Below are 24,301 nucleotides of genomic sequence, written 5' to 3'. Positions count from 1 at the left end.
TTGCGTTGGCTTCCGGTCGTGGGGGCGGTAACAGGGGGGATGACCATGAATTCCCCTGCCATCTCTTCGCCCGAGACCCCATCCGTACCGCCGCGTGCCGAGCAGCGGCCGCACAGCTTCACCGCGCATGGCGTGACGATCGAGGATCCCTATGCGTGGCTGAAGGATCCCAACTATCCCGAGGTCGATGACGCGGACGTGCTGGCGTATCTTGCCGCCGAGAACGCCTATTTCGAGGCGCAGATGGCGCCGCACAAGGCGCTGACCGACACGTTGTACGAAGAGATGAAGGCGCGGATCAAGGAGGACGAATCCTCGGTCCCGCAAAAGGACGGCGACTGGCTTTACTGGACCGCCTACGAGACCGGCGGCCAGTACAAGAAATGGTGGCGCAAGCCCGTTGCGGGCGGTCCCGACGAGTTGCTGCTCGACGAGCCGGCGCTGGCCGAGGGGCATGAATATTTCCGGCTCGGCGCGTTCTCGGTCAGCAATGACGGGCGCTATCTCGCCTATGCGATCGACGACAATGGCAGCGAGCGGTTCGAGGTCCGGGTCAAGGACCTGGATACCGGCGAGCATCTGCCCGACGTCATCCCGGGCATGCTGAGCGAGATCGTGTGGACCGCGGACGATGCGGGCTTCCTCTACGGCCTGGCGAACGAGCAGTGGCGGACCGACAATGCGCGGTTCCACCGGCTGGGCACGCCGATCACGGACGACGTCGTGCTGTTCCACGAGGAGGACGAGGGCTTCCGCGTCGGCGTCGGCGAGACGAGTTCGCGCAAGTGGATCGTGATCGCGACGAGCGACCATGTGACGAGCGAGATCTACCTGCTGCCCGCGCACGAGCCGCTGGCGGTGCCGATCCTCGTCTCGGCGCGGAAGGTTGGCCGCGAATATGACGTCGACGAGCATGACGGCACGCTGTTCATCCACACCAACGACGTCGATCCGAACTTCCGCCTGTGCACCGCGCTGGTCGAGGAGCCGGGCGCGTGGAGCGAGCTGATCCCGGCCAGCCCGACCTTCTACATGACCGGGGTGGAGTGCTATCAGGACTTCTTCGTGGTCGACGGGCGCGAGGACGGGCTCGATCAGATCGCGATCCACCGGTACGAGACGCCGACCGAGGGCAAGCGGATCGAGTTTCCCGAGGCGAGCTATGTCGCCGGGCTCGGCGATAACCCTGAGTACGACATGACCGTGCTGCGGCTCGGCTATGAATCGATGGTCACGCCGGGGACGGTGTATGATTATGACGTCGATACCGGTGAGCGGACGATGCTCAAGGTGCAGGAGATTCCGAGCGGTTACGACGCGGCGAAATACGCGACCGAGCGGCTGAAGATCACCGCGCGGGACGGCACCGAGATTCCGGTGTCGATCGTCTATCCGGCCGGGTTCGTGCGCGACGGGTCGGCGCCTGTGTTCCTCTATGCCTATGGCGCTTACGGCTATGCGATCCCGCCGGGCTTCTCGACCGGGCGGATGAGCCTGCTCGATCGCGGCTTTGCCTATGCGATCGCGCATATCCGCGGCGGCGATGACCTTGGCCAGCAATGGTATCTCGACGGCAAGCTGGAGAAGCGCGAGAACACGTTCAACGATTTCGTCGACGTGGCCAAGGCGCTGGTCGACGCGAAGTGGACGTCGGCGGGGCGGATCGCGATCGCGGGGCGGTCTGCGGGCGGCGAGCTGATGGGGGCGGTGGTCAATTCCGACCCAGCGCTCTGGGGCCCGGTGATCGCCGACGTGCCGTTTGTCGACGTGCTCAACACGATGCTCGATGCCGAGCTGCCGCTGACGCCGGGGGAATGGCCCGAATGGGGCAATCCGATCGAGGATCCGGCGGCGTTCGCGCTGATCCGCTCCTATTCGCCGTACGACAACGTCAAGGCGCAGGCCTATCCGCCGATGTTCATCAGCGGCGGGCTGAACGATCCGCGCGTGACCTATTGGGAGCCGGCGAAATGGGCGGCCAAGCTGCGGCTGATGAAGACCGACGACAATGTTCTGCTGCTCAAGACGAACATGGGTGCGGGGCATGGCGGCAAGTCGGGCCGGTTCGAGTCGCTGCGCGAGGCGGCGGAGGAGCATGCGTTCGTGCTGTGGCAATTGGGCGTGGCTGGGTGAGACCTGGGTCGCGTGACGCCGCCGAGAAGGGGGTGTTCACGCGATGGCGCGAAGGCGCGAAGAAGATTGGTTCGCGCGGAGGCGCGGAGGCGCGGAGATAAAGAGTAAGAATGTCGTATCTTTCTGCTCCGCGTGCTCCGCGCCTCCGCGTGAAAATCCCTGCTCTTTGCGCCTTCGCGCCTTCGCGTGAACAATGGTCGCTTGCAGCGTGACGATCGAGGCGTTGGTGGCGCGGTACGGCGTCGTGGCGATTTTTCTGGGGGCGGGGGTCGAGGGGGAGGCGGCGGTCGTGACGGGCGGGGTGCTGGCGCATCAGGGGCTGGTGTCGCTGGCGGGTGCGATGGCGGCGGCGGTGATCGGGTCGTTCGTCGCGGACCAGCTGTTCTTTGCGGGCGGGCGGTATTTCCGCGAATCGCGCCCCGTTGCGGCGATCCGGCGGCGGTCGGCCTATGCCCGCGCGATCGACCTGCTCGAACGCTATCCGCGGCGGTTCATCTTCGCCTATCGCTTCGTCTACGGGATCCGCACCGTCAGCCCGATCGCGATCGGGACGAGCCGGATTTCGCAGCGCCTGTTCCTCGCGGTAAACCTCGCCGCGGCGATCGTGTGGGGCTGTGTGTTCAGCGCGATCGGCTATGCGTTCGGCAACGTCATCGAGGAGATGCTGGGGCGGATCGGCACCGGGCGGCTGATCCTGTTCGGCGCGGCGGCGCTGCTGGCGGTCGGCGGCGGCTGGTTCGCGTGGCGGAAATGGCGGGAGCGCAGCGCATGACCTTCACGATGACGATCACCGCGGCCGAGGCGGATATCGACGAGCTGGGGCACGTCAACAATGCGGTCTGGGTCCAGTGGATCCAGCGGATCGCGACCGCGCATTGGGAGGCGGTCGCGCCCGCCGAGCACAAGGCCGCCTATGTCTGGGTCGTGACGCGGCACGAGATCGACTATCGCGGCAGCGTGGTCGCGGGCGAGACGGTGACCGGCGAGACCTGGGTCGAGGGCGGGCCGAAGGGCGCGCGGTTCGACCGGCATGTGCGGTTCGTCGGCGACGACGGGCGCGTGAAGCTGGACGCGGTGACGACCTGGGCGCTGCTCGACCGGGCGAGCGGGCGGTTGCTGCGCGTGCGGCCGGAGATTGCGGCGCCGTTCTTTGGTGCGGCGGGCTGAGGGTTTTGGGGTGAGGGTCTTGGCCTCACTTGCCCTCACCCTTCCCGCGGCAAGGGCCGCGGGCCCCTTCCCTCTCCCCCGAGGGGAGAGGGAGGTTAGCCTGAGTTCCTCAGACCCGTCGCGATCGCGTTGATCGAGAGGAGGATGCCTTCGCCGATGCGCGCATCCTCTTCGCCGGCACGGCGGCGTTTGATGAGTTCGATCTGGAGCAGGTTGAGCGGCTCGATATAGGGCAGGCGGAGGCGGATCGACGCCTCGAGCGCGGGGTGCTTTTCGAGCAGGCGCGACTGGCCGGTCGCGTCGAGCAGCCCGTCATGTGTCTGCTGCCAGCCGTCGCGGATCCGGCCGAAGACGGTGTCGCGCAGCGCCGGATCCTCGACGAGCCCGGCATAGCGTGCGGCGATCGCCATGTCCGACTTGGCCAGCACCATCTCCAGATTGGCGAGCGCGGAGGCGAAGAGCGGCCAGCCCTGCGCCATGTCGCGCAGCAGCGCCTTGTCCTCGAACCCGGCGAGCGCCTGGCCGACGCCGTACCAGCCGGGGAGCATGACGCGCGCCTGCGCCCAGCTGAACACCCAGGGGATGGCGCGCAGATCCTCGATCCGGTCGGACTTGGTGCGGCTGGCAGGACGGCTGCCGATCTTGAGCCCGGCGATCTCGGCGATCGGCGTCATCTGGCGGAAGAAGGTGCGGAAGCCGCGCTCGTCGCCGCCGACCGTGCCGTAGACGAGGTCGCGATAGCTGTGGAACGCGGTGTCGCTGAGCCAGTCCATCGCGGCGCAGAAGCGCGTGGTGTCGGCGTTCGACAGGCGTTCGGGTTCGAGGCTGGCGAGCAGGGTCGCCGAGGCGATCGCCTCGAGATTGGTCATCGCGGCGTCGCGCGTGCCGTATTTGGCGGCGATCACCTCGCCCTGTTCGGTGATGCGGATGCGGCCCTGCACGGTGCCGCCGGGTTGCGCGCGGATCGCCGCGAAGGCGGAACCGCCGCCGCGCCCGACCGCGCCGCCGCGGCCGTGGAACAGCTGCATGCCGACGCCCGCCTGCTCGAAGACGGGCCTGAGCGCGGTCGACGCCTTGGACAATTGCCAGGTGGAGGTGAGGTAGCCGCCATCCTTGTTGCTGTCCGAATAGCCGATCATCACCTCCTGATGACCGCGCGCCTTGGCGATCGTCGCGATCTCGGGCAGCGCGAACCAGGCGGTCATGACCGCGGGCGCGGCTTCGAGATCGCCGATCGTCTCGAACAGCGGCACCGCCATGATCGCGGCGGTCGGCGTGTCGCCGGGGCGGTAGAGCCCGACCTCCTTCAGCAGCAGGTTCACCTCGAGCAGGTCGCTGACCGACTGTGCCATCGAGACGATGTAGTTGGTGATGCAGGCGGGGCCATAGGCGGCATGTGCATCGGCGGCGGCCTGGAGGATGGCGAGCTCGCCCGCGGTCTCGTCGCTATAGGCGGCAAAGCGGGTGGTGAGCGGGCGCGCATTGGCGAGTTCTCGGCGGAGCAGCGCGACGCGCGCGTCCTCGTCGAGCGCGAGATAGTCCGCCTCGACTCCCGACACCTTGAGCAGTTCGGCGACGACGCGTTCATGGACCGCGCTGTTCTGGCGCAGGTCGAGCGTGGCGAGGTGGAAGCCGAACGTCTCGACCGCGCGGATCAGCCGGCCGAGCGCGCCGCCGGTCTTGAGCGCGGTGCCGAGCCCGTGCGCGAGCGTGACGAGATCGGCGCGCAGATCGGCGGGGCTGGCATAGGGGGCGCCGGTGAGGCGGCCGGGACGCGGCGCGGTCTTGCCGGTCAGCTTGTGCTGCGTCGCGGCGAGGCGCGCATAGATCCCCGACAAGGCGCGGCGATAGGGTTCGTCGGCGCGGCTGGTCGCGTCGTCACCGCTCGCTGCAGCCAGCGCCTCGACCGCGGGGTCGGCGACGGCGTGCTCGGTCGAGATCGACAGCTCGGCGCCAAGCGCGTGGACCGCCTGGCAATAATAGCCGAGCACCGCCTCGCTCGCGCGGGCGAGCGCGGTCTTGAGCGAATCGGCGGTGACATAGGGGTTGCCGTCGCGGTCGCCACCGATCCAGCTGCCGGGCTTGAGGAAGCTCGGCGTGCGTTCGCCGAGCGCGCGGTCCCAGCGCTGATAGAGCGCGGGCAAAGCGGGGAGGAAGACGTCGCGCAGATAGCTGAGCGCGGTATCGACCTCGTCGGTGACGTAGAGCCGGTCGCGGCGCAGCACGCGCGTCTGCCACAGCAGTGCGATCTGGCGCAGGATCGCGTCGTCGACCCGGTCGCCATCGGGGGTGGTGTCGCGACCCGCATCGCGCAGCGCGAGCAGCTCGGCGATCCGGTTGCGGTGGTCGATCATGCTCTTGCGCCGCACCTCGGTCGGATGCGCGGTGAGCACGGGGACGATCAGCGCATGGTCGAGCAGCGCGCGGACCTGCGTCCGGTCGATCCCCTCGGCTTCGAGCTGCGCGATTGCGGAGGCGAGGTCGGCGCCGTGTTCCGCCGCGATCCCCTGCCGGTCCTCGGCGAGATTGGCGAGCATCGAGAACAGCATGAAGCCGCGGACGAAATCGAGCGTCTCGTCGAGGCTGAGCTTTTCGAGGCTGAGATCGACCGCGGCGTGATCGTCGGTCCGGCCCTCGGCGAGGCCGCGGTGACGCTCGACCGAGGCCTTGCGGATCGTCTCGGTCGCCTCGAACAGACGCGGCCCGCCATAGCTGCGGATGACGTCGCCGAGCAGCGTGCCGAGGAAACGGATGTCGGAATTGTTCGCGATTGCGGGAAGACTGGCCATGCGCCTTGCTGCGCTGCGACAGGGATCAGGTCAACCGCCGAACCCGCAATCGGCGATGAAATCCGCGTCTGAAGGCGTGCGGTCAGGACATAAAGTTACAGGCGATCACCGCCCCTCGCGCTTGCGGGCTTCGGCGCGCTCTTCGGAGGTGACGGTGCCGTCGTGGTTCAGGTCCATCCGGTCGAACCATCGCAGCGTGCCCTCGCTCCACTCGACCTCGGTGATCACGCCGTCCTTGTTGCGGTCGAACGCCTTGATCCGTGCATTGGGGGAGGGCAGCTCGTCCTTGGTGATGCGATCATCGGCGTTGCGGTCGAGCGTGCGGAAGCGGCGTTCCATGCTGGCGCCGAAATCGAGCCGCGAGGTGACCGAGGGGGGCACGAAGCCGACCGCGCCGGCATCCGCCTCGGCGCGCTGCGCATCCTTGTCGCCGCACCCTGCGACGATCAGTCCCGCCGCGATCACACCCATCATCACCCGCATCGACCCGTCTCCCGCACAGTGCTGCGCGGCCGGACGGTCACGCTTCGAGTTCAATGTCCCAGTAGAGCCAATCATGCCAGGTTTCGTGCAAATAATTCGGCGGGAAGCTGCGGCCATGTTCGTGCAGATGCCAGTTGGTCGGGCGGATCGGCTCGAGATGGAGCGGCATCGCCGCCTGGCGCGGGGTGCGCCCGCCCTTTTTGAGGTTGCACGGCGCACAGGCGGTGACGACATTTTCCCAGGTGGTCCGCCCGCCTTGTGCGCGCGGGATGACATGGTCGAAGGTGAGATCGCGCAGCTTGCCGCAATATTGGCAGGTGAACTTGTCGCGCAGGAACAGGTTGAAACGGGTGAAGGCGGGAAATTGCGACGGTTTGACGAATTGCTTGAGCGCGATCACCGAGGGCAGCTTCAGCGCGAAGCTCGCGCTGCGCACCTCGCGTTCGTAATTGGCGACGATATCGACGCGATCGAGGAAGACGGCCTTCACGGCGGTCTGCCAGGGCCAGACGCTGAGCGGATAATAGGAGAGCGGCGTATAATCGGCGTTGAGCACGAGCGCCGGACATCCATCCGGGTGGCGTATCAGGTCGGGGTGAAACACGGCTCCTCCCACAAAAGTCCCGGACGCGCTTTCGCGCACCGGCATGACAGGGTCATGACAGCACGGCGCGGGACATGGGGTCAAGTCCAGTGAACAGCGCAGAATTCGTCACGACGCGGTTCGCGCCCAGTCCGACGGGGCGGCTGCACCTCGGCCACGCGCTGTCGGCGATCCGCGCGCACGACTTTGCGCGGGCGCGGGGCGGGCGGTTCCTGCTGCGGATCGAGGATATCGACATGGGCCGCAGCCGGCCCGAGCATGTCGCGGGAATCGTGGAGGATCTGCGCTGGCTGGGGCTGGACTGGGACGATCTGTCGTACCAGTCAGCGCGGCTCGCATCCTATCAGGCGGCACTCGGCGGATTGAACGCGCGCGGGCTGCTCTATCCGTGTTTCTGTACGCGCGCGGAGATCGCGGCGAGCCTGTCGGCGCCGCATGAGGGCGAGGGCGCGGTCTATCCGGGAACGTGCCGGCGGCTGGCGCCCGCCGAGGTCGCGGCGCGGATGGGCGAGGCGCATTGCTGGCGGCTCGACATGGCGGCGGCGCTTAGCGTCACGGGACCGCTCGACTGGGTGGATGCGCGCGCGGGGAGGGTGCGTGCCGACCCGGTGGCGCAGGGCGACGTGGTGCTCGCGCGCAAGGACGCGCCCGCCAGCTATCATCTCGCGGTGACGCTCGACGATGCAGCGCAGGGCGTCACCGACGTGGTGCGCGGCGACGACCTGTTCGCGGCGACCGACGTGCACCGGCTGTTGCAGGCGCTGCTCGGGCTGCCGACGCCGCGTTATCATCACCATCCGCTGATGCTGGGGGCGGATGGCGCGCGGCTGGCCAAGCGCACCGGCGCGCCCTCGCTCGCGGCGATGCGCGAACGGGGGGAGGACGGGCTCGCGGTTGCGGCGCGGGTGCGCGGGATGCTGGCGGAGGATACGCCCTATTCGCCGTCATCCTGACGGAAGTCAGGATCCAGGGTTACGACGTGCGGCGTATTTGGCTCTGGATCCTGACTTTCGTCAGGATGACGGGGTGGGTGGGGGTGCCAGCGCGTTCAGTCCGGGGCGTCAGATAGCGCGCGTTCAGTAGAGGCCGGGGACTTCGCGTTGCGGGGTGGTGGGGCGGTCGGGGATGAGCAGCGCGCGCGTGGGGAGGTCGGTCGTCGGCGTGGGCGTGCTGGTGCGGGCCGACGCGGTGGCTGCGGTTGCGGTGACGGGCAGGCAGCTGCGGCCGGCGAGGAAGTCGATCGCCTGGCGCGTCGAGGCTTCGCGCGGGTCGCCGAGCGGATAGCGGATATCGTCCTCGGCCCGGCAGCTCGCCTCGACCGTGCCGGCGAGCCCGTCATAATAGGCGCCCTGGCGTGCGGCGTTCTGCGTCGACAGCGCGACCACGCGGAGACGGTCGTCGCAGGCGGCGCGGTCGAGCCCGATCTGGCCGACGGGCTTGCCAAAGGTGTTCGTGCCGATCAGCCCGGCAGCGCTGTGTAGATAGGGGATCATCGCGTTGATGACGAGTTCGCTCGCCGAGGCGGTGCCGCCCGTGCCGATGAACGCGACGCGCGTCGGTGCGATCGATTCGGGCTGCGGCGCGAAGAAGCGCGTCGTGTTGTTGGCGGATTTTTCGGTGCGGAAGGTCGTGTAGCTCGACACTTCGGAGGTCGCGCGGTTGCGGCCGAGCAGGTCGGTCATCAGTTCGGCGATCGAGATCAGCCCGCCGCCATTATAGCGCAGGTCGATGACGATATCGGTGACGTTCTGTGCGCGGAAGCTGGCAAAGGCGGCGCGCAGCGCGGGGTCGGCGGTCGAGATGAACGTCCGGAGGTTGATATAGCCATAGTTGCGGCCGCCATCGGCGATGACCTTCGCGCCGTAGCGGCTCGAGACCGGGAGCAGCGCGAAATCGGTCTTGGTCAGCGTGATGTCGCGCGTGCCCTGCGCGTCGCGGATCTGCAGCACGCGGCTGGTGCCGACCGTGTCCGGGCCGAGCGCGGTCGAGACGCCCGCGCTACCCTCTGCGGCGAAGATCGCGCTGACGGTCCGCAGCGTGTTGGCGTTGGTCCCGATCGCGACGATTTCGGCACCGCGATCGACCTGCGCCGCCAACGCGGCGCCGCCTTCGAAGGTTTCGATGACATAGGCGCGGCGCCCGCTGCCATCGATGCCGAGACGGAAGCCGAAGCCGGCATTGGACCCCGCCTCATAATAGGCGTCCTCCTCCTTGATCGACGTCAAATAGGTGAAATAGCGGTCGCGGCGCTGGCCGCGCGCGGTCGCGGTCAGCGCGTCGATATAGGCGTCGACGGTCGTATAGGGTGTCGGGTCGAGGCTGGCAGGCAGCGTCTCGGGGAACAGATACCATTCGCGCAGCTGGCCTGCGGCCCAGTCCTGGCGCTCGCGCAGGCTGCATCCGGCGACGGTCGTCGGGGTGGTCGTGCCGGTGGTCGGGGTGGACACCCCGGGCGTACCGCCGGTCGATCCCGATACCGCGCCGGAGTCTCCGCCGCACGCACTCAACATAGCCAGCATCGCCAGGCTGGCGCCGATCCGTCCGTTACGCATACTCATTCCCCCATTTGTCACGATGCTAGCCGGGAAGATCGGGGCTGTCAGCGTAGAATTCCGCCCGTTTCGAGGCTTGTCCGACGACCGGCGGAACGGCCATTGCGGGGCGGCGCGCGCATGCCTAGATTGTCGTCATGAACACCTTCCTCGTCATCCTCCTGATCGCGGCGATGATCGCGACGCTCGTTGCTCTGGTGCGCGGGGTGGTGACGTTCCTGCAGGACCAGTCGGCGCAGGTGAAGGACGGGGGGCCGAGCGCCGCGTCGCTGAAATCGAACCGGATGATGCAGCAGCGCATCTTCTTTCAGGCGATCGCGATCCTGATCGTCGTGTTGATCCTGTTCGCCGCGGGCCGGACCTGAGCCCGAAGGGCGTACCGTCATGGTGAAGCTGAACAAGATCTACACGCGGACCGGCGACGCGGGCACCACCGGGCTGGTCGACGGGTCGCGCGTGTCCAAGGCGTGCCCGCGGATGCAGGCGATCGGCGATGTCGACGAGGCGAACAGCGCGATCGGCGTCGCCGCGGTGGCGCTGGGCGATCATCCGCTTGGCCGAGCGCTCGAGCGGATCCAGAACGACCTGTTCGATCTCGGCGCGGACATCGCGACGCCGGGCGAGGATTTCGCGCCGTCCGAAATGACGCTGCGGATCATCGGTTTGCAGGTCGAGCGGCTCGAAGGCGAGATCGACGCGATGACCGCACAGATGGCGCCGCTGACCAGCTTCATCCTGCCGGGTGGATCGCCGGGCGCCGCGGCGCTGCATCTAGCGCGCGCGATCACGCGCCGCGCCGAGCGCGCGGTGGTCGCGGTCGACGACCCGATCAATCCATTGGCATTAGCGTATGTTAACCGCTTGTCGGATTTCCTGTTCGTCGCCGCGCGTGCGGTGAACCAAAACGGGGCGAGCGACGTTCTTTGGCGACCGGGGGCAACGCGCGGATAGCGCTCCGTATCGCTGCATCCTTTTATAAGGGGCCGTGCCGCGTGCATCGCCCGCACGAGGACAGTCGATGCCGAACCCCGTCCCCACCCATAATCCTGCGACCTTGCCTGACACGGACGCGCTCGGTGCGCGGTTCACAGCCGTGCGCGACCTGTCGATCGCGTTGGCCGCGCCACTGTCGGATGCGGATGCGACGGTGCAGTCGATGCCCGACGCGTCGCCGACCAAATGGCATCTGGCGCATACCAGCTGGTTCTTCGAGACGTTCGTGCTGCGCGATCATGTCGCGGGCTACCGGCTGCACGACGAACGCTTCCCGTTCCTGTTCAACAGCTATTACGAGGCGGAAGGCCGGCGGCATGCGCGCGACCGGCGCGGGATGATCACGCGGCCGACACTCGACGAGGTGCGGGCGTACCGCGCGCATGTCGATGCGGCGCTGATCGCGGCGCTGCCCGACCTGCCCGAGGCGGCACGCGAACTGGTCGCACTGGGTTGCCATCACGAGGAGCAGCACCAGGAATTGCTGGTGACCGACATCCTCCATCTGTTTTCGGAAAATCCGCTCGAGCCCGCGGTCTGGGCTGCACCGCGCAAGGTGCCGGTCGAGATGCCGGGCGCGATCGGCTGGATCGAACGCGACGCCGGGATCGCGCGCATGGGGCATGACGGCGACGGCTTCGCGTTCGATTGCGAGACGCCGCGGCACGACACGCTGCTCGCGCGCCACGCGATCGCCGACCGGACGGTGACCAATGGCGAATGGGCGGCGTTCATCGCCGATGGCGGCTATAGCGAGCCGCGCCACTGGCTCGCCGATGGCTGGGCCTGGGTGAAGGCGGAGGGCATCGTCGCGCCGATGTACTGGGAAGAACGCGACGGCGGCTGGACGCGGTTCGGACTCGACGGGCGGCGCGCGATCGATCCGGCGGCGCCGGTGACGCATGTCAGCTTCTACGAGGCGGACGCCTATGCCAGCTGGGCGGGCGCGCGGCTGCCGACCGAGGCCGAATGGGAGGCCGTTGCGGCGGACTATGCCGGCGATGGCGGCAACCAGATGGATGCGGCGGGCCCGGTCGAGCCGCGGCCGGCACACGCCGGCGACCCGGCCTTTTTCGGCGACGTCTGGGAATGGACGGGGAGCGCCTATCGGCCCTATCCCGGCTTCCGCGCGGTCGAGGGTGCGGTCGGCGAGTATAATGGCAAATTCATGAGCGGCCAGTTCGTGCTGCGCGGCGGGAGCTGCGCGACGCCGCGCGGCCATGCGCGCGCGAGCTATCGCAATTTCTTCTACCCGCACCAGCGCTGGCAGTTCACCGGCGTCCGGCTCGCCAAGGATATCTGATGTTGAAGCGTGAAATCGAAGACGGCGAGCAGAGCCTGGCCGACCCCGCCTTCCGGGCGGACGTGCTCGCCGGGCTGGAACGGCGGCCGCGCGCAATTCCGGCGCGCTGGTTCTACGACCGGCGCGGGTCGGAGCTGTTCGAGGCGATCACCGACCTGCCCGAATATTATCCGACGCGGAGCGAGCGCTCGATCCTCGAGACCGCCTGTCCCGAGGTCGCCGAGATTGCCGGCGCGGGACGTGCGGTGGTCGAATTCGGGTCGGGGTCGTCGACCAAGACGCCGATCCTGCTGAGCGCGGTGGCGCCGTCGGTCTATGTGCCGATCGATATCTCGGGCGATTTCCTGCGCGAATCGTCGCGTGTGCTCGCGGCGCAGTTCCCCGAGCTGCTGGTCCTGCCGTTCGAGGCGGATTTCATGCGGCCGCTCGCATTGCCGAAGACAATCGCGGACACGCCCAAGCTCGGCTTCTTTCCGGGGTCGACGATCGGCAACATGATCCCGCTGATGGCGGTCGACCTGTTGAAAGCGATGCGCGCGTCGCTCGGGATCGGCGCGATGCTGCTGATCGGGATGGACCGGATCAAGGATCCGGCGGTGCTGGTCCCCGCCTATGACGATGCGCAGGGTGTGACCGCGGCATTCAACATGAACCTGCTCGAGCGGATCAACCGCGAGCTCGACGCCGACGTGCCGGTCGAGGCGTTCCGCCACAAGGCGGTGTGGAACGACGACCGCGCGCGGATCGAGATGCATCTCGAGGCGCAGCGCGACGCCGCGTTCACGATCGAGGGGCGGCCGTTCGATATCGCCGCGGGCGAGACGATCCACACCGAGAACAGCCACAAATACGGGTCGCGTGATGCGCGGATCCTGTTGCGGTCGGGCGGGTGGACGCCGATCCGCGAATGGACCGATCCGGCGGGGTTGTTCTCGCTGTACCTGGCGGAAGCGCAGGCGGAGCGGCCGGCGCCGTAAGGGCGGGGCGGCTGGGTGAGGGCGGCTGGGTGAGGGCGGGGCAGGTGCTTCGACTTCGCTCAGCACGAACGGGGGGGCGTAGTTCGCGGCCCCGTTCGCCCTGAGCGCAATCGAAGGGCGCGCCGTGTGCGCGCCGCTTCGACTTTGGTCGTTTGTAATCAGCGGCCTGCGGCGTCGTCCGCGTTCATGGGCTCGTCGCCCTGCTTCTTGGCCTCTTCGTAGCGCTCGATCGCCTCGATCGTGATGCGCTTGGCTTCCTCGGCATCGCCCCACTTGCCGACGCGGACCCACTTCTTCTTCTCGAGGTCCTTATAGTGGGTGAAGAAATGCTCGATCTGCTCGAACACGATCTCGGGCACGTCGGCACGGCCGCCGACGTTCGAATAATAGGGGAACACGTCGTTGACGGGGACGCAGACGAGCTTCTCGTCGCCGCCGGCCTCGTCCTCGAGGTTGAGCACCGCGATCGGGCGCGCGCGGACGACGCAGCCGGGGATGAACGGCGAGCGCGCGATCACGAGCGCGTCGAGCGGATCGCCATCGGGGCTGAGCGTGTGCGGCACGAAGCCGTAGTTCGCGGGGTAGCGCATCGGCGTGTGCAGGATGCGGTCGACGAACAGCGCGCCCGATGCCTTGTCGAACTCGTACTTCACGGGCTCGCCGCCGGTCGGCACTTCGATGATGACGTTCAGATCTTCGGGCGGATTCTTGCCCGTCGGGATGAGGTCGATACGCATGGCGGTCCTTTCAGAAATGGCGGTGCCGGCCGCTTCCCCTTGGGGAGGCGGCCGGCACCGGAAAAATATCGGAACTGTCAGCGCGGCATCAGCAACTTGTCCAGTCCACCGTCACCTGTACCGACCTTCTCGAGCCGCGGATAGCGCGGGCCGTCATGGTAATCGAGCGAGACGTCGCGGAATCGCTCGTTGTTTTTTACAGTCAGACGGATCGGCAGCTTCGTGCCCTGAGCCGCCAGAATTGCCGCTTTCATGCGGTCCGACGAGTAGGACTCGCCGTTGACCGCCTCGATTTCGGTGCCGACGTCGATCCCGGCGCGGAACGCGGGGCTGTCCCAGATCGAGGCAGTCACGACGCCGTCCTTGTTCATCACCAAGCCCAGCGAATAGCTGACATCGGTGCCGCGGGTCTTCTCCGCCTGCTTCAGATACGGGCTCTGCACGGGGCCATAGACCAGCTTGTAGCCGTTCATCGCAAAGCCGTTGATCGGCGCGGGCTTGCCCGTCTCGGTCAGGCGCGTGGTGAGGAAGCCCGCCCAGTCATAGGGCAGGATGCCGTTCAGCGTCTTGGCCACGTCGTCGAACGTATAGGTGACCTCGCCATAGTCACCGTTGCGGATGCCGAAGAAGGCTCGCGCGAAATCGTCGATCGACTTGGTGCCGCCCGACTTCTGGCGGAGCATCGCGTCGACCTCCATCCAGACCATCAGCCCTTCGTTGTAATAATCCTCCGACCGCTGCCAGCTGGTCCAGCCCTTGGGACGGCGCGACGAGATGACCGGATCGTTGGTGGTGTCGATCAGCGGGCGCCACTGGCGACCCTGTGCGGTGTCGTAGGTGCCGAGAATCGAGGCATAGCCGTCGAGCGTGTCCTGCTTGCTGACCAGACCCGAGCGCGCCTGGAGCACATAGCCCCAGAACTGCGTCTGGCCCTCATAGACCCAGAGCAGCGAGTTGCGCATCGGCGTGCGGAAATCGGGCGTCCACAGGTCCGCGCCGCGGCGGAACTTGCCGTCCCAGCTGTGCGTGAACTCGTGCGGTAACAGGTTGCGCGCCGACGCGCCCGTCTCCCATTCGGTGAAATAGCCGGGGCGGACGCCGTTTTCCGAGCTGCGATGATGTTCGAGGCCGATCCCGCCGAGCTGATCGGTGATCGAGAGCAGGAACTCGTAATGATCATAATGCTCGGCGCCGAAGGTGCGCGCGGCCTGGTCGACGAGCCGCTTGTGGGCGTCGATCTGTTCGGGCTTGGCGGCGAGCTGGTCGGGGGTGTCGGCGAAGACGTTGAGGTCGACCTTAGGGCTCAAAGGCCAGACCTTGCCGTATTTGCCCGCGAGGATCGGCGAATCGACGAGGATCTCGTAATTGGTCCGGTCATAGGCATAGGTCGCGCCCGAGACCTTGGCGGGGACTGCACCCGCGGCGGTCCAGCCGGTCGGGTAGGTGACGGTCATCTTCACCGGGATCTGACGCGTATAATAGCCGGCGGGGTAGAGGCTGACCGAGTTCGGCTGGAGGCTGATCATCGTCGGCGTCATGACCACACGGCCCTGGTCTGCCTTGGTCGCGGAGATGAACTGGAAGGTCGCGTCGAGCTGTCTGGTGCCCGCGGGGACGTCGATGTGGAAGGCGTAGACGTCGACCGGATCGCGCGTCCAGGGCAGGATCCGGCCGTTCGCGCGGATCACCAGCCCGGCGAGCTTCTCGATCTCGCCGCGTGGCGCATGGTTGCCGGGCAGCCATTTCGGGAAGAGCAGCGCCATCTTGCCCGACTTCGCGACGGGGATCGTCTCCTTCACGCGGAAGATGCCGCGCTCGGTATCGGTCGCGTCGATGTCGAGCAGGATCGTGCCGGGATAGGGCGTGTCCTGCGCGGCGGGGATCGTGTCGACGAACGGCACCGGCTGTGGTGCGGTGTTGCCGGCGGGGACTTGAGCGACCGCGGGAAGTGCAGACGCGAGCAGGGATGCGACGAGAAGCTTGCGGATCAAGGAAAAGGCCTTCGGCAGAGAGACGATGGTCAAGGTGTAAGCGGCAGAAAGGGCAGTCGTCCAGCCCTTTGCCGGGAGGTATAGTTCACCCGGTCACCATGACCTCTTCCCGTCATCCTGACGAACGTCAGGACCCAGGGTTACGGGCGGTGGCGTGTCTGGCTCTGGGTCCTGACGTTCGTCAGGATGACGAAACAGCGACGGACCCGCGTCAGCTGCTGCCGAGCACGTTGATGGTGAAGGCGAGCACGCCGATGTTGAAGACGAACGCCGCCATGCACTGGCCGAGCGCGACCTTGCGCACGCGCCGCGACGTGATCTCGACGTCGGAGGTCTGGAAGGTCATGCCGAGCGTGAAGGCGAAATAGGCGAAGTCCCAGTAATCGGGCTCGGCGCAGGAGGGGAAATCCAGCCCGCCCGCATCGCTGCCATCCGCGGCGTCGCTGTAGAACAGATGCGCATAATGCAGCGTGTAGACCATGTTCGAGAACAGCCAGGCGAGCACCAGGGTCGCGACCGAGATCAGGATCGCGACGAGATCGGTCTTGCCCTGCAATTCCTTCGCCACCGCGACGAGCACGACGATCAGGATCGTCCCGCTGAACGCGAGCAGCACCGCGCGGTTGGCGTCGTTTTCGTCCGCATAGCGCCGCATCCGCTCCGCGGTGGCGTTGCCGAACAAGGTCGCGACGGTGGCAAGGAACAGGACTGCGGCGATATCGAAGGCTGCCATCGTGCCGCGCCCCAGACCCAGTCGGGGGATCAGCGCGACGAGGCCGATCGCGAAAACGCATGCGAACAGCACGAAGCGCGGCGGGGCGATGCGCCGGCCGAGCCCCCAATAGCGGACGTCGTTGCTCATGTGACGGCGCTAGCGCTTCGCGGGCACGTCGCCTAGATACGCGCGCATCATGGCCAGAACAGAAACCCCGCGTCGCATCCGCGGCACTCAGGACATCTTCGGCGACGAGCAGCGCCGTTTCGCGCATGTTCTCAGCACCTTCGAACGCGTGCGTGCGTTGTATTGCTTTCAGCGGATCGACATCCCGGTGTTCGAATCCACCGCGGTGTTCGCGCGCTCGCTCGGCGAGACGACCGACGTCGTGTCGAAGGAGATGTATACGTTCGAGGATCGCGGCGGGGATTCGCTGACGCTGCGGCCCGAATTCACCGCCGGGATCGCGCGTGCCTATCTGACCGAGGGGTGGCAGCAGTTCGCGCCGCTCAAGATCACGACGAGCGGCCCGGTGTTCCGCTACGAACGCCCGCAAAAGGGGCGGTTCCGGCAGTTCCACCAGATCGACGCCGAGGTGATCGGTGCGGCGGAGCCCGGGGCGGACGTCGAACTGCTGGTGCTGGCGGACCAGCTGCTGCGCGAGCTCGGCATTGCCGACGGCGTGACGTTGCAGCTGAACACTTTGGGCGATGCCGACACGCGCGAGGCATGGCGTGCGGCGCTGGTCGCGCATTTCGAGGCGCATCGCGGCGAGCTGTCCGAGGACAGCCTGACGCGGCTCGAGAAGAATCCGATGCGGATCCTCGATTCGAAGGATCCGAAGGACCGCCCGATCGCGGACAGCGCCCCCGACATCGACGCGTATCTGACGCCCGAGGCGCGCGCGTTCTTCGACGCGGTGACCGCCGGGCTCGATGCCGCGGGTGTCGCGTGGGAGCGCAATGCACGGCTGGTCCGCGGGCTCGATTATTACCGGCACACCGCGTTCGAGTTCGTGACCGATCGGCTGGGGTCGCAGGGCACCGTGCTGGCCGGCGGGCGCTATGACGGGTTGATCGGGTCGCTCGGCGGGCCCGAGACGGCGGGTGTCGGCTGGGCGGCGGGGGTCGAGCGGCTGGCGATGCTGCTGGAGGAGCCGGCGGCGGCGGGGATCGATGCGGTGGTCGTGCCGATGGGTGCCGCGGCCGAAGCGCGCGCGACCGGCATCGTTGCGGACCTGCGGCGTGCGGGCGTGGCGGTCGAGATGGCGTATAAGGGCAAGATGAAGGCGCGGATGGCGAAGGCGGATGCGCTCGGCGCGCGGTTTGCGATCATTCTCGGCGATGACGAGCTCGCCAAGGGCGTCGGCGCGGTGAAAGCGCTCGCGACCGGCACGCAGACCGAGGTCGCGTTCGCCGATCTGGCGGAGGCGCTGCGTTGAGCCTCCCCGTCATCCCGGCGCAGGCCGGGATCCAGCGCCATGAGGGCTGCGCCCGGTCACCCTGGATCCCAGCGTTCGCTGGGATGACGCAAGAGGGAGCGTCCGCATGACCCAGATCTCCCCGGACCGCATCCGCGCGATCGAGGCGCGGCGGGACGAGTTGCAGGCGCTGATGTCGACCGGCGACCTGCCGTCGGACCGCTTCGTCGCGGTGTCGAAGGAATATGCCGAGCTCGAACCCGTCGCGCAGGCAGCGACCGAGGTGCGGCGGCTGCGGCAGGAGGCCGAAAGCCTCGCCTTCATGGCCGAGGATGCCGATGACGAACTGCGCGCGATGGCGTCGGAGGAATTGCACGAGAATCGCACGCTGCTCGAGACCGCGGACCGCAAGCTCGCGCTCGCGTTGCTGCCGCGCGATTCCGCGGACGAGCGCTCGGCGATGCTCGAGGTGCGCGCCGGGACCGGCGGCGACGAGGCGGCGCTGTTCGCGGGCGACCTGTTCCGGATGTACCAGCGTTATGCCGAATCGCAGGGCTGGCGGGTCGAGATGATCTCGGGATCGTCGTCGGACGCGGGCGGCTTCAAGGAAGTCGTCGCCAGCGTCACGGGGCAGGGCGTGTTCGCGAAGCTGAAGTTCGAGAGCGGCGTCCACCGCGTCCAGCGCGTGCCCGCGACCGAGGCGGGCGGCCGGATCCACACCTCGGCGGCGACCGTCGCAGTGCTGCCCGAGGCGGAGGAGGTCGACGTCAAGATCGACGACAAGGACCTGCGCATCGACGTCTATCGCTCGTCGGGGCCGGGCGGCCAGTCGGTCAACACGACCGACAGCGCGGTGCGGATCGTCCATATCCCGACCGGGCTGACGGTGATCCAGCAGGACGAGAAGTCGCAGCACAAGAACAAAGCGAAGGCTTTGCGCGTGCTGCGGACGCGGCTCTACGAGGCGGAGCGCGACCGGTTGCATGCCGAGCGCGCGGGTGCGCGCAAGTCGATGGTCGGGTCGGGGGATCGCTCGGAGCGGATCCGGACGTATAATTTCCCGCAAGGCCGCGTGACCGATCACCGCATCAACCTGACGCTGCACCGCCTGCCGGAAATCGTCGCGGGCGACATGGGCGAGCTGATCGGTGCGCTGGTATCGCAGGACGAGGCGGACCGGCTGGCGCAGCTGGATGGCTGAGCCTGGCTGCTTCCCCCCCTCCCGCAAGCGGGAGGGGGCCGGGGGGTGGGCGCGCGGCCGGTTCCATGAGGGCGCTTCGTTCCGGTCTTTCGACACATCACCGACGGTGCGACCGCGGTGAGCGTGAGCCCACCCCCCAGCCCCCTCCCGCAAGCGGGCGGGGGGGTAAGCGCAGCGATCGCCACCGCGGCCGCGCGCTTTGCCTTCTCCACCACCCCCCGCCTCGACGCCGAACTGCTGATGGCGCATGCGCTGGGCGTCGAGCGGAACGCGATCCTGCTCGATCCCGACCGCTACGCCGTCCCCGCCGGTTTCGCGGCGCTCGTCGAGCGTCGTCTTCGCCATGAGCCGATCGCCTATATCACCGGCACGCGCGGCTTCTGGTCGATCGATCTTGCGGTCGGGCCGGGCGCGCTGGTGCCCCGCGCGGACAGCGAGACGCTGCTGATCGCCGCGCAGGCGCATTTTGCCGGCGGTGCGCCTGCGACCATCCTCGATCTCGGCACCGGCCCCGGCACGCTGTTGCTCGCCGCGCTCGACGAATGGCCCGCGCGCGGTCTCGGCATCGACTTTTCGGCGGACGCGCTCGGCTATGCGCGCGCCAATGCGGCGGCGCTCGGCATGGCGGACCGTGCGCAGTTTTTGCGTGGCAGCTGGGCGGACGCGATCACCGGGCGGTTCGACCTGATCCTCGCCAACCCGCCCTATATCGGTACCGCCGAGACGCTGCCGCCCGAGGTCCGCGATCACGAACCGCACGCGGCGCTGTTCGCGGGCGCGGACGGGCTCGACGATTACCGGATCCTCGCGGCGCAGCTCCCCGCGCTGATCGCACCCGGCGGCGCGGCGGTGATCGAGATCGGCGCGACGCAGGCGGGACCGGTCTCGGCGTTGCTCGAGGCGGCGGGGCTGCACGTTGCGCTACATCATGATTATGGCGGAAACCCGCGCGTCCTGCTTGCGCGATGACCGGCGCGACTTGACGATTATGGCCTGCCGCCGCATATTTCGCTTGTGGGAGGCCCTTCCGGGCCGCTATCACGTGGGCAGGGGCACGCAATCTCGACAACTTGGTCGTTTTTGAGCGTTGACCCGCATCCTTCGCCTTAAAGTCGCTGCAGTCCGGCGGCCCTGGCAAGTCCGACGCATCGTCATCGGTGCGCGGCGGGGGGTTTGCACCGCATTTCGGAGCACGACCAGATTTTGGTTCGACGACTGAGGACACAAGCTTGATCAACAACCGGCAAGCCGGCCGCCGTCGCGGTCGTGGCAACAATAATAATGGCGGCGGTGGCGGCGGTGGCGGTCAACGCCAGGGCGGCGGCGGTGGTGGTGGCCAGGGTGGCCGCGACACCGGCAACCGCATCGACAGCCGCGCGCGCGGCAACGCGAGCCAATTGTACGAGAAGTACAAGAACCTGGCGCGCGACGCGCAGATGCAGGGCGACCGCGTCAACATCGAATATTATCTCCAGTTCGCGGATCATTATTTCCGCGTGCTGAGCGAAACCCGCGCGCGCTTCGAAGAGAGCCAGCCCCAGGCGCAGCAGCAGCCGCGTCGCCAGCAGCCGTTCGATCTCGACGGCGACGATGATTATGGCGACGAGGGCGAACCGATCCGCTCGGGCGAGCAGCAGGGCAGCCAGCAAAACGGGCAGCAGCACGGGCAGCAGGGATCCGGCGACCAGGCGGCGATGGCGAATGGCGGCCAGTCCAATGGCCAGTATTCGAACGCCCGCGCGCCCCGTGAAAACCAGGGCCGGGAAAACCAGGGCCGTGACGACCGCTCGCAGCGCGACGATCGCCCACGCTACGACGCGAATCGCAACGATGGTCAGCGCAGCGATGGTCAGCGCAACGAGGGCCAGCGTAACGAGGGCCAGCGTGGCGAGGCTCGCGGCCCGCGGATGACGCCGTCGCGCGACGAACAGCCCGGTGACGAGCAGGGCCAGCAGCGCGAGAGCCAGCCCCGCGAAAACCAGGGTCGCGACGAGTATCGCGATGCCCCGCGCCGCGACACCATCCGTCGTACACCACGCGCCGCGCGTCCGGTCCAGGCCGAGTCCGAGCAGCAGGGCGAGCGCGCGGACGAGGTCGCTGCCCGCAGCGTAACGCCGGCCACGCCCGACGCTGCCACGTCCGACGACCGGTCGTCCGCGCCCCAGTCCATGGGCGACCCGGTCGACGTTGTGGCCGCAACCGCCCCGGCGCCCGCGTCGGACGGTTCGGGCGAGGAGCAGCCCCGCCGTCGTGGTCGCCCGCGTCGCGACCGCAGTCTCGACACGCCGGTCGCCACGGACGATGCCGCACCCGCGGCGTTCGACGCAGACCGCCTGCCGCCATCGCTCGGCATTTCGGCCTCGGCACCGGCACCCGCTGCCGACGCTTCGGCGGACGGCGCAGCCGCGGAAAAGCCGCGTCGCCGTCGCGTCCGCGTCGCCACCGACGAGGTCGAAGCGGGCTGACCGTCGCGCCAGACGGCAGGATAAAAAAGGCCGGTATCGCGACGCTGCGGTACCGGCCTTTTTTCGTTTCATCCCTCGCCCGCGCCATCGCCCGGACGGCTAGTCGATCCGGGTCACGTCCTCGTCATGGCCGCTTCCCGAACTCAGAAAGACGAGCCCCATCAACAAACCGGCCATGATCACCGATCCGCCGACCCCGCCGAGAATCGCGAGCATCGTCACGAGGTGCAGCGCCCCCTGAAGATGCGCCATCGCGACGATGACGCCCGCGGCGCAGATCGCCGCCGCCAGAATCATCCACGCCATGATCGTCCGGAACCGGCCCCAGGCGAACGCGGCATAGTGGGGATCGTCGAGTCCGGTCGGTGTCTCGGCAGAAGGATCGGTCATCGCTTTTCATTGCCGCGCAAACATGGTTTTCTCAAGCCACGCGCATGGAGACGCGACAAGGAGAGGCGGAGATGACGATCGCGACGATCCTCGAGACGAAGCGGCGGACCGGTGACGGCACGCGCGCGGACATGGTGCTGTCGTTGCACCCCGATGCGAGCGTCGCGGACGCGGTGGCGATGCTCGCGGAACAGCGGATCGGCGCGGCGCCGGTGCTCGACGACGGCCGCGTGGTCGGGATATTTTCCGAACGCGACGTGATCCATTGCCTGCAGGCCAAGGGCGCGGGCGCGCTGACGCAGCGGATCGGCGACGTGATGACGCGCGCGGTCAAATCGGTCGCGCCGACCGAATCGGTGATCGGCGCGCTGTCGCTGATGACCCAGCGGCGGATCCGGCATCTGCCCGTGATCGACCATGATCAGCTCGTCGGCTTCGTCTCGATCGGCGATCTCGTCAAATTCCGGATCGACCGGATCGAGGCGGATGCCGCGGCGATGCGCGCCTATATCCAGTCCGCCTGACCCGCGGACCCGATCAGGGCGCAGGCCCGATCAGGCCGCAACGGGGCGTTTGCGCAGCACCGCGACGAGCTCGCCCAGCGCCGCGCGCGCAAAGGCGAGCATCCAGCCTGCATAGACCGTGCCGCCCACCGCGAGCAGCACCGCGAGGCGCCAGACCGGATCGAGCACTGGCAGGCGCTGATCGACCAGCCAGACCGCGAGCGCCATCGCGATCGCGGCCAGCGCGGGCGACGCGACCGCGCGCGCGACCGCGCGGGCGGGGACGCCGATCACCGGCAGGCTCCGCCACGCGCTGATCGCGAAATACAGCGGATAGGCCGCGATCCAGGCAAGGCCGAGCCCGGTCGGCCCCCACTCAACCCCGATCAGGAACGCGGTGCCGAGGATCGCCGCGCCGGTCGCGCCGTTGCGCACGCCGATACCCGGTCGCCCCCGTGCATCGGAGGCGGGGGTCAGCAGGACCTGGAGCGTCATGAACGGCATCGCCAGCGCGAGCAGCCGGACGATCGGCGCGGTCTCGACCCATTTTTCGCCCAGCACCGTCAGCACCAGCGGCTCGGCGGTGACCGCGAGCCCGAGATAGAAGGGCATGGCGACGATCATCACCAGCCGCACGCCCTTCACGAACGCCCGTCCGATCGCGTCGGGATCCGCCTGCATCCGCGCATAGGCGGAAAAGGCGACCTCGTTGAGCGGCGGCACGAACTTGCTGACGAAGATCTGCGTGAGGAACAGGCTGGTCGTGTAGATGCCGAGCATGTGCGGCGAGAACCGGCGCCCGGCGATGAACACATCGGCCTGGCTCTGCAGGAACCAGAAGAGCTGGCTCGCCGCCATCACCCCGCCATAGCGCGCGAGCCGGCCCGCGCCGCGAAAGTCGAAGCTCGGCCAGACCAGCGAGCGTGCGCTCCACGTCATCATCGCACCGCGGACCGCGAACAGCACGAGCGGGGCGATGACGAGCGTCCATACCCCAAGGCCATAGAGCGCGCCGCCGAGCGCGGTGCTCGCCGAAGCGATCGAGGCGGTGATGTTCGCCTTGGCCTGATGGCGAAAATCCATCGCGCGTGACAGCAGCGCATAGGGCAGGGCGATGAACGGCGTGGTGAGATAGAGCAGCGCCTGGACGCGCAGCATGTCGGCGACGACCGGCTGCCGGTAATAGGCCGCAGCCAGCGGAGCGAGCACCAGCTGCGCCGCGGCCAGCGTCGCATTGAGTAGGATCAGCATGCCGAAGAGCTGGCGCACCTCGTGGCGGCTGATCGTCGCCTGCTGGATCAGCCCGCTCGCGAGGCCATAGCCGTTGAGCATCGCCATGAAGGTCAGGATCACCTGGCACATCGCGAACAGCCCGTAATCGGCGGGGGCGAGGATGCGGATCACCAGGAAGGTGGCGCTCCACTGCACGAGCTGCGCGACGATCTGGCTGCCCGACCGCCAGATCAGCGCACTGCGGACCTGCCCGGCGAGCGGCGCCGGGGCGGCCAAGCCGTCGATCGGCCCGTCGGGCGGCCGGTCCGCCAGCGGGTCTGCCGCCGGCGGGGCGCTGGGAATCGGCGTGGTCATCGGACCGGCCCTATAATCGCCTGCGCTTCACAAGCACTTAAGAAAGCTGCGCGGGGATGCCGCGTCGCGTCCCTTGCTGGCACGCAGGGGCGCCGTCGTCGTGCCCTGCACGGCTCACACGGGCTGCCTGGGGGCGTAAGTCGGTCGAAATGAAGAAAATTGCCATAAAAGTGAAATTTGCGTTTGACGGGATTGTGGAGTGGGCCTAGAGGGGTGTCACCGCAGCGAACGGCCACACGGTCTGGTTGCTGCGGTCGCAAACAACCAGATGCTCCAAGCCTTCCGCGAGGG

The 24,301-nt window shown here is 67.9% G+C and carries 22 protein-coding genes; 13 read left to right on the top strand and 9 right to left on the bottom strand.

The window, feature by feature from the left end; genetic code table 11:
- Positions 1-39 precede the first annotated feature (39 nt).
- The 3 genes from FHY04_RS19565 (at position 40) to FHY04_RS19555 (ending at position 3,300) form a co-directional block, all read left to right on the top strand.
- Positions 40-2,133 (top strand): S9 family peptidase, encoded by a 2,094-nt coding sequence (locus FHY04_RS19565; RefSeq protein ID WP_183937534.1) that lies wholly within the window; start codon positions 40-42, stop codon positions 2,131-2,133.
- A 193-nt stretch (positions 2,134-2,326) separates the two neighbouring features.
- The gene (locus FHY04_RS19560; protein WP_221211894.1) at positions 2,327-2,905 is read left to right on the top strand and encodes a DedA family protein; all 579 of its coding nucleotides are present in this window, start codon (positions 2,327-2,329) and stop codon (positions 2,903-2,905) included.
- On the top strand, positions 2,902-3,300 hold the full coding sequence (locus tag FHY04_RS19555; protein WP_183937533.1) for a thioesterase family protein: 399 nt from the start codon (positions 2,902-2,904) through the stop codon (positions 3,298-3,300). The genes FHY04_RS19560 and FHY04_RS19555 overlap by 4 nt, the downstream gene beginning before the upstream one ends.
- 95 nt (positions 3,301-3,395) lie before the next feature.
- On the opposite strand, the gene ppc is transcribed toward FHY04_RS19555, so the two are convergent.
- The 3 genes from ppc to FHY04_RS19540 all read right to left on the bottom strand — a co-directional run bounded on the left by ppc (position 3,396) and on the right by FHY04_RS19540 (position 7,176).
- Complete coding sequence (gene ppc, locus FHY04_RS19550; RefSeq protein WP_183937532.1) at positions 3,396-6,089, bottom strand: phosphoenolpyruvate carboxylase; 2,694 nt, start codon at positions 6,087-6,089, stop codon at positions 3,396-3,398.
- A 105-nt stretch (positions 6,090-6,194) separates the two neighbouring features.
- Positions 6,195-6,572 carry an EF-hand domain-containing protein gene (locus FHY04_RS19545; RefSeq protein WP_056409745.1) on the bottom strand — a complete coding sequence of 126 codons (378 nt, stop codon included), beginning with the start codon at positions 6,570-6,572 and terminating at the stop codon, positions 6,195-6,197.
- 37 nt (positions 6,573-6,609) lie between these two features.
- Positions 6,610-7,176 carry an HNH endonuclease gene (locus FHY04_RS19540; RefSeq protein ID WP_031440448.1) on the bottom strand — a complete coding sequence of 189 codons (567 nt, stop codon included), beginning with the start codon at positions 7,174-7,176 and terminating at the stop codon, positions 6,610-6,612.
- Between the two features lie 89 nt (positions 7,177-7,265).
- Here FHY04_RS19540 and gluQRS point away from each other — a divergent pair, with 89 nt between their 5' ends.
- Entirely contained in the window at positions 7,266-8,129 is an 864-nt protein-coding gene (gene gluQRS / locus FHY04_RS19535; protein ID WP_311725679.1) for a tRNA glutamyl-Q(34) synthetase GluQRS, read from the top strand.
- Positions 8,130-8,252: 123 nt separating this feature from the next.
- On the opposite strand, the gene FHY04_RS19530 is transcribed toward gluQRS, so the two are convergent.
- The gene (locus FHY04_RS19530; RefSeq protein WP_260171664.1) at positions 8,253-9,728 is read right to left on the bottom strand and encodes a S41 family peptidase; all 1,476 of its coding nucleotides are present in this window, start codon (positions 9,726-9,728) and stop codon (positions 8,253-8,255) included.
- Between the two features lie 137 nt (positions 9,729-9,865).
- Here FHY04_RS19530 and FHY04_RS19525 point away from each other — a divergent pair, with 137 nt between their 5' ends.
- The 4 genes from FHY04_RS19525 (at position 9,866) to egtD (ending at position 13,001) form a co-directional block, all read left to right on the top strand.
- Positions 9,866-10,093: a twin transmembrane helix small protein gene (locus FHY04_RS19525; protein WP_031395690.1), complete on the top strand. Its 228-nt coding sequence runs from the start codon at positions 9,866-9,868 to the stop codon at positions 10,091-10,093.
- A 19-nt stretch (positions 10,094-10,112) separates the two neighbouring features.
- Positions 10,113-10,679 carry a cob(I)yrinic acid a,c-diamide adenosyltransferase gene (locus FHY04_RS19520; protein ID WP_183937530.1) on the top strand — a complete coding sequence of 189 codons (567 nt, stop codon included), beginning with the start codon at positions 10,113-10,115 and terminating at the stop codon, positions 10,677-10,679.
- A gap of 67 nt (positions 10,680-10,746) precedes the next feature.
- Positions 10,747-12,024, top strand: a complete 1,278-nt coding sequence (gene egtB / locus FHY04_RS19515; protein WP_183937529.1) for an ergothioneine biosynthesis protein EgtB — start codon at positions 10,747-10,749, stop codon at positions 12,022-12,024.
- Positions 12,024-13,001 (top strand): L-histidine N(alpha)-methyltransferase, encoded by a 978-nt coding sequence (gene egtD / locus FHY04_RS19510; RefSeq protein ID WP_183937528.1) that lies wholly within the window; start codon positions 12,024-12,026, stop codon positions 12,999-13,001. The genes egtB and egtD overlap by 1 nt, the downstream gene beginning before the upstream one ends.
- Before the next feature lie 158 nt (positions 13,002-13,159).
- On the opposite strand, the gene ppa is transcribed toward egtD, so the two are convergent.
- The 3 genes from ppa to FHY04_RS19495 form a co-directional block, all read right to left on the bottom strand.
- The gene (gene ppa / locus FHY04_RS19505) at positions 13,160-13,738 is read right to left on the bottom strand and encodes an inorganic diphosphatase (RefSeq protein WP_031393175.1); all 579 of its coding nucleotides are present in this window, start codon (positions 13,736-13,738) and stop codon (positions 13,160-13,162) included.
- Positions 13,739-13,815: 77 nt separating this feature from the next.
- Entirely contained in the window at positions 13,816-15,729 is a 1,914-nt protein-coding gene (locus tag FHY04_RS19500; RefSeq protein WP_183937527.1) for a M61 family metallopeptidase, read from the bottom strand.
- Between the two features lie 211 nt (positions 15,730-15,940).
- Positions 15,941-16,591, bottom strand: coding sequence for a DUF1345 domain-containing protein (locus FHY04_RS19495; protein ID WP_031393173.1), 651 nt, complete (start codon positions 16,589-16,591; stop codon positions 15,941-15,943).
- A gap of 49 nt (positions 16,592-16,640) precedes the next feature.
- Here FHY04_RS19495 and hisS point away from each other — a divergent pair, with 49 nt between their 5' ends.
- The 4 genes from hisS to FHY04_RS19475 all read left to right on the top strand — a co-directional run bounded on the left by hisS (position 16,641) and on the right by FHY04_RS19475 (position 21,530).
- Positions 16,641-17,885 carry a histidine--tRNA ligase gene (gene hisS, locus FHY04_RS19490; protein WP_183937526.1) on the top strand — a complete coding sequence of 415 codons (1,245 nt, stop codon included), beginning with the start codon at positions 16,641-16,643 and terminating at the stop codon, positions 17,883-17,885.
- A gap of 106 nt (positions 17,886-17,991) precedes the next feature.
- Entirely contained in the window at positions 17,992-19,065 is a 1,074-nt protein-coding gene (prfA, locus tag FHY04_RS19485; protein ID WP_107045050.1) for a peptide chain release factor 1, read from the top strand.
- A gap of 123 nt (positions 19,066-19,188) precedes the next feature.
- Positions 19,189-20,034 (top strand): peptide chain release factor N(5)-glutamine methyltransferase, encoded by an 846-nt coding sequence (prmC, locus tag FHY04_RS19480; RefSeq protein ID WP_183937525.1) that lies wholly within the window; start codon positions 19,189-19,191, stop codon positions 20,032-20,034.
- 260 nt (positions 20,035-20,294) lie between these two features.
- Positions 20,295-21,530, top strand: a complete 1,236-nt coding sequence (locus tag FHY04_RS19475) for a DUF4167 domain-containing protein (protein ID WP_183937524.1) — start codon at positions 20,295-20,297, stop codon at positions 21,528-21,530.
- A 99-nt stretch (positions 21,531-21,629) separates the two neighbouring features.
- Here FHY04_RS19475 and FHY04_RS19470 read toward each other — a convergent pair whose 3' ends face one another.
- Entirely contained in the window at positions 21,630-21,920 is a 291-nt protein-coding gene (locus FHY04_RS19470) for a hypothetical protein (RefSeq protein WP_031394022.1), read from the bottom strand.
- A gap of 71 nt (positions 21,921-21,991) precedes the next feature.
- On the opposite strand from FHY04_RS19470, the gene FHY04_RS19465 reads away from it, so the two are divergent.
- Entirely contained in the window at positions 21,992-22,444 is a 453-nt protein-coding gene (locus FHY04_RS19465; RefSeq protein WP_031394021.1) for a CBS domain-containing protein, read from the top strand.
- Between the two features lie 30 nt (positions 22,445-22,474).
- Here FHY04_RS19465 and FHY04_RS19460 read toward each other — a convergent pair whose 3' ends face one another.
- Positions 22,475-24,010 (bottom strand): lipopolysaccharide biosynthesis protein, encoded by a 1,536-nt coding sequence (locus FHY04_RS19460; protein ID WP_183937523.1) that lies wholly within the window; start codon positions 24,008-24,010, stop codon positions 22,475-22,477.
- Between the last annotated feature and the right edge of the window lie 291 nt (positions 24,011-24,301).

It is taken from the genome of Sphingomonas sp. BK481, from assembly GCF_014194875.1.
In the GTDB taxonomy this organism is placed as follows: domain Bacteria; phylum Pseudomonadota; class Alphaproteobacteria; order Sphingomonadales; family Sphingomonadaceae; genus Sphingomonas; species Sphingomonas aerolata.
The sequence above is the reverse complement of the archived record's forward strand: the minus strand, read 5'-3'. Positions and strand labels throughout refer to the sequence as shown.